This window comes from Stenotrophomonas tumulicola, from assembly GCF_014117215.1.
In the GTDB taxonomy this organism is placed as follows: Bacteria; Pseudomonadota; Gammaproteobacteria; order Xanthomonadales; family Xanthomonadaceae; genus Stenotrophomonas; species Stenotrophomonas tumulicola.
In genome coordinates this window covers 169,908-182,583 of the sequence record NZ_JACGXS010000005.1, presented here as the reverse complement: position 1 = coordinate 182,583, position 12,676 = coordinate 169,908, and the positions used below count along the sequence as shown (strand labels likewise).

13 protein-coding genes and 1 tRNA gene are annotated in these 12,676 nt (G+C 63.9%); all 14 read right to left on the bottom strand.

Going from position 1 to position 12,676, the window contains the following annotated elements; all coding sequences use genetic code 11:
• Positions 1–18: 18 nt before the first annotated feature.
• Positions 19–2,217, bottom strand: a complete 2,199-nt coding sequence (nuoL, locus tag H4O11_RS11805) for an NADH-quinone oxidoreductase subunit L (RefSeq protein ID WP_182339626.1) — start codon at positions 2,215–2,217, stop codon at positions 19–21.
• 7 nt (positions 2,218–2,224) lie between these two features.
• Entirely contained in the window at positions 2,225–2,530 is a 306-nt protein-coding gene (nuoK, locus tag H4O11_RS11800; protein ID WP_182339625.1) for an NADH-quinone oxidoreductase subunit NuoK, read from the bottom strand.
• Positions 2,527–3,198, bottom strand: coding sequence for an NADH-quinone oxidoreductase subunit J (locus H4O11_RS11795; protein ID WP_182339624.1), 672 nt, complete (start codon positions 3,196–3,198; stop codon positions 2,527–2,529). The genes nuoK and H4O11_RS11795 overlap by 4 nt, the downstream gene beginning before the upstream one ends.
• 9 nt (positions 3,199–3,207) lie before the next feature.
• Positions 3,208–3,696, bottom strand: coding sequence for an NADH-quinone oxidoreductase subunit NuoI (gene nuoI, locus H4O11_RS11790; RefSeq protein WP_182339623.1), 489 nt, complete (start codon positions 3,694–3,696; stop codon positions 3,208–3,210).
• Positions 3,697–3,700: 4 nt separating this feature from the next.
• Entirely contained in the window at positions 3,701–4,795 is a 1,095-nt protein-coding gene (nuoH, locus tag H4O11_RS11785) for an NADH-quinone oxidoreductase subunit NuoH (RefSeq protein ID WP_182339622.1), read from the bottom strand.
• Entirely contained in the window at positions 4,792–7,026 is a 2,235-nt protein-coding gene (gene nuoG / locus H4O11_RS11780; RefSeq protein ID WP_182339621.1) for an NADH-quinone oxidoreductase subunit NuoG, read from the bottom strand. Before nuoG ends, nuoH begins: the two co-directional genes overlap by 4 nt.
• Positions 7,023–8,363: an NADH-quinone oxidoreductase subunit NuoF gene (gene nuoF / locus H4O11_RS11775; RefSeq protein ID WP_182339620.1), complete on the bottom strand. Its 1,341-nt coding sequence runs from the start codon at positions 8,361–8,363 to the stop codon at positions 7,023–7,025. Before nuoF ends, nuoG begins: the two co-directional genes overlap by 4 nt.
• Before the next feature lie 3 nt (positions 8,364–8,366).
• The gene (gene nuoE, locus H4O11_RS11770; RefSeq protein ID WP_166924619.1) at positions 8,367–8,894 is read right to left on the bottom strand and encodes an NADH-quinone oxidoreductase subunit NuoE; all 528 of its coding nucleotides are present in this window, start codon (positions 8,892–8,894) and stop codon (positions 8,367–8,369) included.
• Positions 8,895–8,991: 97 nt separating this feature from the next.
• Positions 8,992–10,299, bottom strand: a complete 1,308-nt coding sequence (locus H4O11_RS11765) for an NADH-quinone oxidoreductase subunit D (RefSeq protein ID WP_182339619.1) — start codon at positions 10,297–10,299, stop codon at positions 8,992–8,994.
• Positions 10,296–11,042 carry an NADH-quinone oxidoreductase subunit C gene (locus H4O11_RS11760; RefSeq protein WP_182339618.1) on the bottom strand — a complete coding sequence of 249 codons (747 nt, stop codon included), beginning with the start codon at positions 11,040–11,042 and terminating at the stop codon, positions 10,296–10,298. Before H4O11_RS11760 ends, H4O11_RS11765 begins: the two co-directional genes overlap by 4 nt.
• Before the next feature lie 33 nt (positions 11,043–11,075).
• Positions 11,076–11,630: a NuoB/complex I 20 kDa subunit family protein gene (locus H4O11_RS11755; RefSeq protein ID WP_182339617.1), complete on the bottom strand. Its 555-nt coding sequence runs from the start codon at positions 11,628–11,630 to the stop codon at positions 11,076–11,078.
• A complete protein-coding gene (locus H4O11_RS11750; protein ID WP_005414075.1) occupies positions 11,621–11,977 on the bottom strand; it encodes an NADH-quinone oxidoreductase subunit A in 357 nt (118 codons plus the stop codon). The genes H4O11_RS11755 and H4O11_RS11750 overlap by 10 nt, the downstream gene beginning before the upstream one ends.
• 114 nt (positions 11,978–12,091) lie before the next feature.
• Positions 12,092–12,176, bottom strand: a tRNA-Leu gene (locus H4O11_RS11745).
• Positions 12,177–12,233: 57 nt separating this feature from the next.
• Positions 12,234–12,674: a preprotein translocase subunit SecG gene (secG, locus tag H4O11_RS11740; protein WP_182339616.1), complete on the bottom strand. Its 441-nt coding sequence runs from the start codon at positions 12,672–12,674 to the stop codon at positions 12,234–12,236.
• Positions 12,675–12,676: the final 2 nt, after the last annotated feature.

Genomic DNA, 12,676 nt, shown 5'->3' with positions numbered 1-12,676 from the left:
CTTATTCCGTACAGGTCATCAACGCAGGTAATGCATCAGCAGGCCCAGAAGGGCAATCAGGCCGATGATCATCGCGAAGGCGTAGTGATAGAGGAAACCGGATTGGGTACGACGCAGCAGGTTGGCTGCCACATCGGCCCCACGTGCGACCAGGTTGACCGTACCGTCGACGATGTTGCTGTCGATCCAGCGCGATACCTTGCCCAGCTTGACGCCGCCGCCGGCGAAACCGTCGATCCACAGCGTATCGAAGCCGTACTTGTTCTCCAGCACCGACACCAGCGGCGCCAGCGCCTTGCGTGCCTTGCCGGACAGGTCCGGCTTCCACAGGTAGAACAGCGCCGCCAGCAGGAAGCCTGCCAGGGTCAGCCAGAAAGGCGGCAGGGTCATGCCATGCAGCGCGAACGCCACGGGACCATGGAAGTGCTCGCTCAGGAAGCCGACGGTGTTCTTTGCCGGGTCGTAGAAATCCACGATGCCGGTGAAGAAGTTGGTCGCCTGGCCCTTGATGGCCTCATGTACGTGGTGGCCGGCCCAGTCGGTACCGTGCAGCATCGGACCGATGCTGAAGAAACCGATGGCGATCGACGGGATGGCCAGCAGGATCAACGGCAGGGTCACCACCCACGGCGACTCGCGCGGCTCGACCGGGCCGTGGCCATGGCCATGGTCGTCATGTGCATCGGCCGCATGTGCGCCATGCTGCGCCTCGACAGCGTGGCCATCATGTCCGTGGCTGTCATGGCCGTCGCCGTGCGCGTCATGGGCCACCTCACGGAAGCGCTCCTTGCCATGGAAGGTCAGGAACAGCAGGCGGAAGCTGTAGAAGCTGGTGATCAGCACGCCACCCAGCACGGCCCAGTAGCCATACGTGGCCACCCAGCTGTGCGACATGTGGGCATGGATCTCGGCCGCCTCGATGATGGTGTCCTTCGAGTAGAAGCCGGAGAAGAACGGAGTACCGACCAGCGCCAGCGTACCGATCCACATGGTGACGAAGGTGATCGGCATGTACTTGCGCAGGCCACCCATCTTCCGCATGTCCTGCTCGTGGTGCATGGCGATGATCACCGAGCCCGCGCCGAGGAACAGCAACGCCTTGAAGAAGGCATGGGTCATCAGGTGGAACACCGCGCCCGAATAGGCCGACACACCGAGCGCCACGGTCATGTAACCGAGCTGGGACAGCGTGGAATAGGCCACCACGCGCTTGATGTCGTTCTGCACGATACCGATCAGGCCGGTGAAGAACGCCGTGGTGGCACCGATGAACAGCACGAAGTTCAATGCGGTCTGCGACAGCTCGAACAACGGCGACATGCGGGTCACCATGAAGATGCCGGCGGTGACCATGGTCGCGGCGTGGATCAGTGCCGAGATCGGGGTCGGGCCTTCCATCGAGTCCGGCAGCCAGACGTGCAGCGGCACCTGCGCCGACTTGCCCATCGCGCCGATGAACAGGCAGATGCAGATCACCGTGGCGCTGGCCCAGATGACCGGCTGGTCCAGCACCTGCAGGTGCATGCCGAACAGGCCGAGCGAACCGGACCACACCTGGATGGCACCGTTGGCCAGCGACGGATCCATGATCTTGGCGAACACGGTGGCGTAATCCAGGGTGCCGAACACCCACATCACGCCGCCGATGCCGAGCAGGAAGCCGAAGTCACCGACACGGTTGACCAGGAACGCCTTCATGTTGGCGAAGATCGCCGTCGGCTTCTTGAAATAGAAACCGATCAGCAGGTACGACACCAGGCCCACCGCTTCCCAGCCGAAGAACAGCTGCAGGAAGTTGTTGCTCATCACCAGGGTGAGCATCGAGAAGGTGAACAGCGAGATGTAGCTGAAGAAGCGCTGGTAACCCGAATCATCGGACATGTAGCCGATGGAGTAGATGTGCACCAGCAGCGACACGAAGGTCACCACGACCATCATCATCGCGGTCAGCTTGTCGATCATGAAACCGACGTGGGCGGTGTACTGGCCGACCTCGAAGAAGGTGTACAGGTTCTGGTTGAACGGCTGCGCCCCGCCCCACAACAACTGGTACAGCGTGTGGACCGACAGCGCGCAGCTGAGCGCCACGCCGGCGATGGTGATGGTCTGGGCACCGCGGCGCCCGACCTGGCGACCGAACAGGCCGGCGATGATGCTGCCGAACAGCGGTGCAAGCACCACTGCGATCAACAGACTCTTGGAGAGTGTGATTTCCATCTGTGGATCAGCCCTTCAACGAATCGACTTCGCCGACATTGATCGTGCGGCGTGTGCGGAACAGGGTCACCAGGATCGCCAGGCCGATAGCGGCCTCGGCGGCTGCCACGGTCAGGATGAAGAACACGAACAGCTGTCCGGCCGTGTCACCCAGTTCGCGCGAAAACCCGACGAAATTGATGTTCACCGAGAGCAGCATGAGCTCCACGGACATCAACAGGACGATGACGTTCTTCCGGTTGAGGAAGATGCCTGCCAGGCTGATGCAGAACAGCACCGCGCCCAGCCCCAGAATATGGCCCAACGTAATCATGGCTTGGCCTCCTCGCCGTCGGCAGGCGTGCCATCGGCCGCCTTGGTGTTGCTGTGCACGAACGGCTGGTCGACGTCCATCTTGACCACGCGCAGGCGGTCGCCCGACTTGACCATGGTCTGCAGCCCCGGGCTCTGCGTCTTGATGCCGGTGCGACGGCGCAGCGTCAGCATGACCGCAGCCACCACGGCCACGGTCAGGATCACCGCCGCGAACTCGAACGGCAGCAGGTATTCGGTGAACAGGCTGCGGGCCAGCCAGGTGATGTTGGAGGTATCGGCGGCCAATGCAGCCGCGTTGTCGGCCGGGAACGGATTGACCGCCCTGCCCTTCACCCCGATCAGCGTGACGATCTGCACCAGCATCACCACCGCCACGACCAGGCCGACCGGCAGGTAACGCACCCAGCCTTCGCGCAGGTTGTCCGGATGGATGTCCAGCATCATCACCACGAACAGGAACAGCACCATCACCGCGCCCACGTAGACCAGCACCAGCGCCACGCCGAGGAACTCAGCACCGATCAGCAGCCAGATGCAGGCGACCGAAAAGAAGGTCAGCACCAGCCAAAGCACGGCGTTGACCGGGTTGCGCACGCTGATCACCGCCGCCGCCGAAACACCGGCTGCGATGGCGAAAATCCAGAAAACGATATTTACCCAATCCATTTCTCGACCTCAGCGGTATGCGGCGTCGGCGGCACGGCGCTCGGCGATCTCGGCTTCAAGCCGATCCCCCAGGGCCAGCAGCTGCGGCTTGGTTACGATGTTCTCGCCACGATTCTCGAAGTGGTACTCGAGGATATGGGTCTCGACGATCGAGTCCACCGGGCAGCTTTCCTCGCAGAAGCCACAGAAGATGCACTTGAACAGATCGATGTCGTAGCGGGTGGTACGGCGGGTGCCGTCCTCCCGCTTGGCCGAATCGATGGTGATGGCCAGCGCCGGGCAGACCGCCTCGCACAGCTTGCAGGCGATGCAGCGCTCTTCGCCGTTGGGATAGCGGCGCAGCGCATGCAGGCCGCGGAAGCGCGGGGACTGCGGGAACTTCTCCATCGGGTACATCATCGTGTACTTCGGCTTGAAGCTGTACTTCAGCGTCAGCCACAGCCCGGCCAACAGCTCGAGCAGCAGCAGGCTCTTGAAGTAATGGGTAATCCTGTTCATCACTTTAGACGCCCTTTTGAATCACGCCGAAGAACACCATCACGGCGGTGACCGCGATCCACAGAATGGTCAGCGGAATGAAGACCTTCCAGCCCAGCCGCATGATCTGGTCATAACGGAAGCGCGGGAAGCTGGCACGGAACCAGATGTAGGCACTGGCGAAGAAGAACACCTTGAGGAACAGCCACGGCCAGCCGCCCTTCCAGATCCAGTCGATGAACGGCGAGATCTCGCCCGGGTCCACCCAGCCCTGGATCGGGCTCAGCCAGCCACCGAGGAAGAAGATCGAGATCAGGAAGCTGATCAGGATCATGTTCGCGTACTCGGCCAGGAAGAACAGTGCGAATGCACCGCCGGAATACTCGACCATGTGGCCGGCGACGATTTCCGATTCACCTTCCACCACGTCGAACGGCGCGCGGTTGGTTTCGGCCACGCCGGACACCCAGTACACGACGAACAGCGGGAACAGCGGCAGCAGGAACCAGTCGAACAGGCCCGAGTTGCCGGCCTGCGCCATCACGATGCCGGTCAGGTTGAGGCTTCCCGAAGCGATCATCACGCCGACCAGGGCGAAACCCATCGCGATTTCGTAGCTGATCATCTGCGCCGAAGCGCGCATGGCACCGAGAAAGGCGTACTTGGAGTTGGAGGCCCAACCAGCAAGGATCACGCCATATATGCCCAGCGAGGTCATCGCCAGCAGGTACAGCAGGCCGGCATTGGCGTTGGACAACACCAGCTGCGCATCGAACGGCACCACCGACCAGGCGGCGAATGCCGGTGCCAGGGTGATCAGCGGTGCCAGCAGGAACATCACCTTGTGCGCGTTGGCCGGCTGCAGGACTTCCTTGAACAGCAGCTTGAAGACGTCGGCGAAGGCCTGGAAGATGCCCATGCCCACGTACATCGGGCCATGGCGGACATGCATCCAGCCAATCAGCTTGCGCTCCCAGACCACGTAGAAGGCCACCGAGATGATCACCGGCACGGTGATCACCAGGATCTTCAGGATGATCCAGGCCAGCGCACCGATCTCACCGAGGCCAAGCAGCCACTGGTGCAGCGGATCGACCGCGTTCAACAGCAATTCGTTCATGCAGCCACCACCGATACGCGAGCGGCACCCAGCGGTGCGGTTGCACCGTGGCCCGATTCAATCCAGACCGCACCCGCGGCGACGCGGGCATCGACCACCACCGGCAGCGTGGCGCGACCGGCATCGGTGCCGACCTTGGCCATCTGCCCTTCCTGCAGCTGCAGGCGGGCCGCGTCATCGGCATTGAGCACGATGCGTGGAGCCGTGTTCAGCGGATGCGACTGCAGCGCCGGCGCACGGCGGACCACCGCATCGGTACGGTAGATCGCCGCGGTCGAGGCGACTTCCCAGCCATCGCTGGCACTGGCCGCCGCAGCCGAAGCGGCGATGGCCACGTCCACGGGCGCCAGGCTGGCGCGCAGGCCGGCCAGGTCGGTGAAAGCAAAACCCGCCAGCGCCATCTCGCCACCGAGCGCGCGCAGCACGCGCCAGCCTTCACGGGCCTCGCCCGGCAGCTTGCCGCCGGCACGCGCCGACTGTTCGCGGCCATCGAGGTTGGTCAGGGTGGCGTCGATCTCCGGCAGTGCGCCGATCGGCAGGATCACGTCGGCGACATCGCGGGTCGAGGCGCAGGCGAATTGGCTGAACGCCACTACCTGCGCGCCGGCCAGCGCCTTGCGGGCGGCTGGGGCGTCGGCGAAATCCAGGCCTGGCTCCAGGCCGTAGACCACGTAGGCCTGGCGCGGCTGCGCCAGCATGCTGGCCACGTCCTTGCCGGCCGGCAGCACGCCGGCACGGGCCAAGCCGATGGCATTGGCGCCCTGCGGGATGCGGCACAGCTTTGCACCGGTGGCGGCGGCGAACTCACGCGCCGCGGCACGGATGGCGGCCGCCTGCGGGTGGTTCTCGGCGATGCCACCGACGATCAGCACGGTGTTGTTGCCACCCTGCACGGCCGAGCGCAGCTCGGCGCTGGCCAGCGCATCGGCGAACTTCGACGGCGCGACGATCTGCTTGCCGGCGATGCTGAAGGCAAAGTCGAAGTCGACCGGGTTGACCACGTGGATCTTCGCGCCATTGCTGGTCTGCGCCTTGCGCAGGCGGGCATGCAGCAGCGGCAGCTCGTGGCGGATGTTGCTGCCCAGAACGACGATGCGATCGGCGCCTTCGATTTCAGCCAGCGGCAGGCCGAACACTTCGGCAGTGGCGGCGTCGGAGAAGTCGCGGTTGTTGATCCGGTGGTCGATGTTGGTGCTGCCCAGGCCCGATGCCAGGCGGGCCAGCAGTGCGCCCTCCTCGTTCGAGGTGGACGGGTGCACCAGCACGCCCAGGTTGTCGCCCTGGTTCGCCTTGAGGATCCCGGCGGCCGCGGCCAGGCCTTCGGCCCAGCTCACTTCCTTCCATTCGCCATCGACCTTGCGCAGCGGCTTGACCGCACGGTCTTCGCTGTACAGGCCCTGGTGCGAATAGCGGTCACGGTCGGACAGCCAGCATTCGTTGACCAGCTCGTTGTCGCGCGGCACCGTGCGCAGCACTTCGCCGCGACGCACGTGCAGGAACAGGTTCGATCCCATCGCGTCGTGGTAACCCAGCGATTCGCGTGCGTTCAGTTCCCACGGACGGGCGCGGAACTGGAATACCTTGTTGGTCAGCGCGCCCACCGGGCACACGTCGACCACGTTGCCCGACAGCTCGGTGGTCAACGGCTTGCCGTCGTAGGTACCGATCTGCAGGTTCTCGCCGCGGTACATGCCACCCAGTTCGTAAGTACCGGCGACATCGGCGGTGAAGCGGACGCAACGGGTGCACTGGATGCAACGGGTCATCTCGGTGGCGACCAGTGGCCCCATGTCCTCGTCGACCACCACGCGCTTGCGCTCGTTGAAGCGGCTGACCGAACGGCCATAGCCCAGCGATACGTCCTGCAGCTCGCACTCGCCGCCCTGGTCGCAGACCGGGCAATCCAGCGGGTGGTTGATGAGCAGGAACTCCATCACCGAACGCTGGAACTTGAGCGCCTTCTCACTGCGGGTGGCGACCTTCATGCCATCCATGACCGGCGTGGCGCAGGCAGGTGCCGGCTTCGGCGACTTCTCCACGTCCACCAGGCACATGCGGCAGTTGGCGGCGATCGGCAGCTTCTCGTGGTAGCAGAAGCGCGGAATCGGGATGCCGGCCTTGTCGGCGGCCTGGATGATCATCGAACCCTTGGGCACCACCAGGGACTGGCCGTCGATTTCGACGGTCACGTGGTCCGGTGGCACGTTGGGATTTACCGGTTGCGCGCTCATGCGGCAGCAGCCTCCACCTTCTTGCCGTCAACCATCGAATGACCGTTGACGATGTAGTACTCGAATTCGTCCCAGAACTGGCGCAGGAAGCCCTGGATGGGCCATGCCGCCGCTTCACCGAACGCGCAGATGGTGTGGCCTTCGATCTGGCCGGCCACCGCCTTCAACTGGTGCAGGTCTTCCATCGTCGCCTTGCCGGCGACGATGCGCTCCAGCACCCGGTGCATCCAGCCGGTACCTTCGCGGCACGGGGTGCACTGGCCACAGGATTCCTTGTGGAAGAACTGGCTGATGCGGCAGGCGAACTTGACGCAGCACACGCTGTCATCCAGCACCACGATGGCACCCGACCCCAGTCCGGTGCCGAGGGCACGCAGGGTGTCGTAGTCCATCTGCAGGCCCTTGAGCTCTTCGGCCTTCAGCACCGGCATCGAGACGCCGCCCGGGACCGCGCCCTTGAGCTTGCGGCCCGGCTTCAGGCCACCGGCCATTTCCAGCAGCTCGTCGAAGGTGGTGCCCAGCGGCACTTCGAAATTGCCGCCCTTCTGCACGCAACCGGAGACCGAAAAGATCTTCGGGCCGCCGTTCTTGGTCAGCGACAGGCTCTGGAACCATTCCGGGCCGTTGCGGATGATCGCCGGCACCGAGGCATAGGTTTCAGTGTTGTTGATCGTGCTGGGCTTGCCGTACAGGCCGAAATTGGCGGGGAACGGCGGCTTGTAGCGCGGCTGGCCCTTCTTGCCCTCCAGCGACTCCATCAGCGCGGTTTCTTCGCCGCAGATGTAGGCGCCGGCGCCCAGCGCACCGTAGATATCGATGTCCACGCCGCTGCCGAGGATGTCCTTGCCCAGCCATCCATTCGCATAGGCGTCCGCCAGGGCCTGCTCGAAGTTCTCGAACGGCTCATGGTGGAATTCGCCGCGCAGGTAGTTGTAGCCCACGGTGGAACCGGTGGCATAGCAGGCGATCGCCATGCCCTCCACCACCGAATGCGGGTTGTAGCGCAGGATGTCGCGGTCCTTGCAGGTACCCGGCTCGGATTCATCCGAATTGCACAGGATGTATTTCTGCATGGCGCCCTTGGGCATGAAGGACCACTTCAGGCCGGTCGGGAAGCCCGCGCCGCCACGGCCGCGCAGGTTCGACTGCTTGACCATCTCGATGACCTGCTCCGGCGGGATCTTCTCTTCGAGGATCCTGCGCAGGGCGGCATAACCACCGGTCTTGAGGTAGCTCTCGTACGACCACGGGGTGTCGTAATGCAGGGTGGTGTAGACCACCTGGTGCGGCAACGGTGCGGGGCCGACCGGTCCACTGGATGCGTGATGATGTGCCATGGCTTACTCCAACCCGTCCAGCAGCTCGTCGACTTTCTCGACAGTCAGGCGCTCGTGGTAATGGCCGTTGATGACCATCATCGGTGCACCGGCACAACCGGCCAGGCACTCTTCTTCGCGCTTGAGGTAGATGCGGCCGTCAGCGGTGGACTGGCCGGTCCTGCAGCCGAGCTTCTTCTCGGCGTGCGCGACCAGGTCCTCGGCACCGTTCAACCAGCAGCTGATGTTGGTGCAGAACGCCACGTTGTGGCGGCCAACCTTCTCCAGCTCGAACATGGAGTAGAAGCTGGCGACCTCGTAGGCCCACACCGGCGGCAGGTCCAGGTACCTGGCCACGCCGGCGATCAGTTCGTCGGTCAGCCAGCCACCGTTCTGCTCCTGCGCGGCGTGCAGGCCCTGCAGCACCGCCGAACGCTTGCGGTCCGGCGGGAACTTGGACAGCCAGTGATCGATGTGAGCACGGGTCTTGTCGCTCAGCACCACCATCGGGTCGACGTCGCGCGCCGCCTCGAAATTACCTGTCGCCTTCATCGGCCGACCTCAGCGAAATGCATGACTTGAAATTCCAGGTGCTGCGGCGCCGGCTTGCGCCGGCTGCCTGCAGGAAAGGTGGGAAGGTCGATCCGCATTACCGGTCGACCTCGCCGAATACCAGGTCGTAGGTGCCGATCATCGCCACCACGTCGGCCAGCATGTGGCCGCGCACGATCGAATCGATCGAGGACAGGTGCGCGAAGCCCGGTGCACGCAGGTGCACGCGGAACGGCTTGTTCGCACCATCGGACATCAGGTAGCAGCCGAACTCGCCCTTCGGCGCCTCTACGGCGGCGTAGGTCTCGCCGGCCGGCACGCAGTAGCCTTCACTGAACAGCTTGAAGTGGTGGATCAGCGCTTCCATGTCGTCCTTCATGGCCTCGCGGCTGGGCGGCGCGACCTTGAAGTTGTTGACGATCACCGGGCCCGGGTTGGCCTTCAGCCATGCCACGCACTGCTTGATGATCCGGTTGGACTCGCGCATCTCGGCGACACGGACCAGGTAACGGTCGTAGCAGTCGCCTTCCTTGCCCAGCGGGATATCGAAATCGACGGCATCGTACTTGGCATACGGACGCTTCTTGCGCAGGTCCCAGGCGATGCCCGAGCCGCGCAGCATCACGCCGGTCATGCCCCACGCATGGGCCTGTTCCGGGGTAACCACGCCGATGCCGACGGTACGCTGCTTCCAGATACGGTTGTCGGTGAGCAGGGTTTCATACTCGTCGACACGTCCCGGGAACTCATTGGTGAAGTTCTCCAGGAAGTCCAGCAGCGAACCTTCGCGCGCGGCATTGAGCTGCTTGAGCGCCTTGCCCTTGTGCCAGCGCGACTCCCTGTACTTCGGCATGTGGTCCGGCAGGTCGCGGTAGACGCCACCCGGACGGTAGTACGCCGCGTGCATGCGCGCGCCGGAAACCGCCTCATAGCAGTCCATCAGCTCTTCGCGTTCGCGGAAGGCGTACAGCATCACGGCCATCGCCCCCAGGTCCAGGCCGTTGGAACCCAGCCACATCAGGTGGTTCAGGATGCGGGTGATCTCGTCGAACATGGTGCGGATGTACTGCGCACGCTCCGGCGCCTCGATCCCCATCAGGGTCTCGATCGCGCGCACGTAGGCGTGTTCATTGCACATCATCGACACGTAGTCGAGGCGGTCCATGTAACCGATGGACTGGTTGAACGGCTTGGATTCGGCCAGCTTCTCGGTACCACGGTGCAGCAGGCCCACGTGCGGATCGGCACGCATGATGGTTTCGCCGTCCATTTCCAGGATCAGGCGCAGCACACCGTGCGCGGCCGGATGCTGCGGGCCGAAATTCATCGTGTAATTGCGGATTTCCTGCCGGCTTTCGGCAGCATTGCTCGCGAAGGCTTCGCGCGCTTGATGGAACTGGCTCACTTCACTGCCTCCTGCGAACGCTCACCGGCTGCGGTCTGCAGGCGGGCGTCGTCACGGATCACGCGCGGCACGCCGACACGCGGCTCCACCGAGGTGACCGGCTCATACACCACGCGCTTCTTCTCTTCGTCGTAGCGCACTTCGACGTTGCCGATCAGCGGGAAATCCTTGCGGAACGGATGGCCGACGAATCCATAGTCGGTCAGGATGCGACGCAGGTCCGGATGGCCCTCGAAGATCACGCCGTACAGGTCGAATGCTTCGCGCTCGAACCAGTTCAGGCCCGGCCAGACGTCGGTAAGCGATGCGACCACCGGCAACCCTTCATTGGGCGCGAAGCAGCGCAGGTGCAGCATCAGGTTGTGCTGGTAGGAGCGCAGCTGCGCGACCACGGCAAAACGCTGGGCCGGCACGTGCTGGGGCTGGGCGCCCGCGGCACTTTCCTCGCTGGGGAACTCACCCCAGGCGAAGCGGCCCTGGGCCTTGCCTTCCACGCCACGGCTGAAGCCCTGCGAGGAGACATCAGCGGTGTCCCATTCGTCGGAGCCATAACCGAGGTAATCGACGCCGCACAGGTCGACGGACTGCTCGAAACCAAACTCGTCACGCAGTGCGAGCGCGGTGGCGTGCCAATCGGCGGCAGGCACTTCCAGCGTCACTTCGCCGCGGGGTTCGACCACGATGACCTTCGCGCCAGCGAAACGCGTGGAAAGTCGGTCGATGAAGGATGCTTGCTCTGCCATGGGGGCTTGGCGCGCTCTTGTAAGGTGGAAGGGTCAGCGGGCGATGGTCTGCGTACGCCAGATCTTCTTCTGCAACTGCAGGATCCCGTACACCAGCGCTTCGGCGGTCGGCGGGCAACCCGGGACATAGATGTCCACCGGCACCACGCGGTCGCACCCGCGGACCACTGAATAGGAATAATGGTAATAGCCGCCGCCATTGGCGCAGCTACCCATCGAGATGACCCACTTGGGGTCCGGCATCTGGTCGTAGACCTTGCGCAGCGCCGGGGCCATCTTGTTGACCAGCGTTCCGGCCACGATCATCACGTCGGACTGGCGCGGCGACGGACGGAACACCACGCCGTAGCGGTCCAGGTCCAGGCGCGCCGCACCGGCATGCATCATTTCAACGGCGCAGCAGGCCAGGCCGAAGGTCATCGGCCACATCGAACCGGTACGTGCCCAGTTGAGCAGCGCGTCGACGCTGGTGGTGACATAGCCTTTTTCCAGCAGCGGATTATCGCCGGCCGGTCGCAGGATGTCGTCAACCCGCCCTTCCGGGCTGGGGTTGTTCATCAGGCCGTCGAGAGTCTGAATCACTCCCATTCCAGCGCTCCCTTCTTCCAGACATAAATGAAACCGAGGAACAACATGCCGACGAACAGGCCCATGGTGACCAGCGAACGCGCGCCGAGCTCCATGAAGACCTGGGTCCAGGGCACGATGAAGATGATTTCCAGATCGAAGACGATGAACTGGATCGCGATCAGGTAGTAGCGCACGTCGAACTTCATGCGTGCGTCTTCGAAAGCCTCGAAGCCGCACTCGTACGGCGAGAGTTTTTCCAGATCGGGTCGGCGTGGGCCGAGGAATCGTCCGACGAGCATCAGCGTGATGCCGATACCGGTGGCTACGATCAGAAACAGAAGAGACGGCAAATATTCGGCCAGCACAGCGATTCTCTCTTGCCTCTGCCGCCGCGCCTGCAGGCGCTTTGGCATGGGGGAGTGGACGGATCCCGCTACCTGGCGCCGAGCGCGCCAGACGTACCCGCTTTACTTACTAAATGGTGCCCAAGAGGGGACTCGAACCCCTACGACCTAAGTCGCTACCACCTCAAGGTAGTGCGTCTACCAATTCCGCCACCTGGGCTTACGAACGCGCCGACCGATCATGGATCACCCGGCGCGCTGCGTATTGTAACCGTCTTCAGTCTTTCTGGGAGCCTTCCGGCTGCTTTTCTTCACCAGCAACCGGAGATTCCGCCTGAGCCGGCACAGTCGCGGCCGGGACCGGCTGCGAGGGAACCGGATCGGCGGCCGGCACGGTGGCCGGACGCTCGCCTGCGGGTGCCGCCGGAACGGTCACGGCCGGCGCGGCCATCAGGCCGAGGTCCTGCTGCGCGGCAGGGCGGCTGCCGTGGCCGGCGTACCAGGCCATGAACAGACTGATGCCGAAGAACAGCACCGCCAGCCACTTGGTCGACTTGGACAGGAAATTGGACGCGCCGCGCGCACCGAACACCGTGCCCGAGGCGCCGGCACCAAAGCCCGAACCGGCCGCTGCGCCCGAGCCACGCTGCATCAGGATCAGCGCGACCATGGCCACCGCGACCAGCACGTAAACGATATTGAGGATCAACATCAGCATCT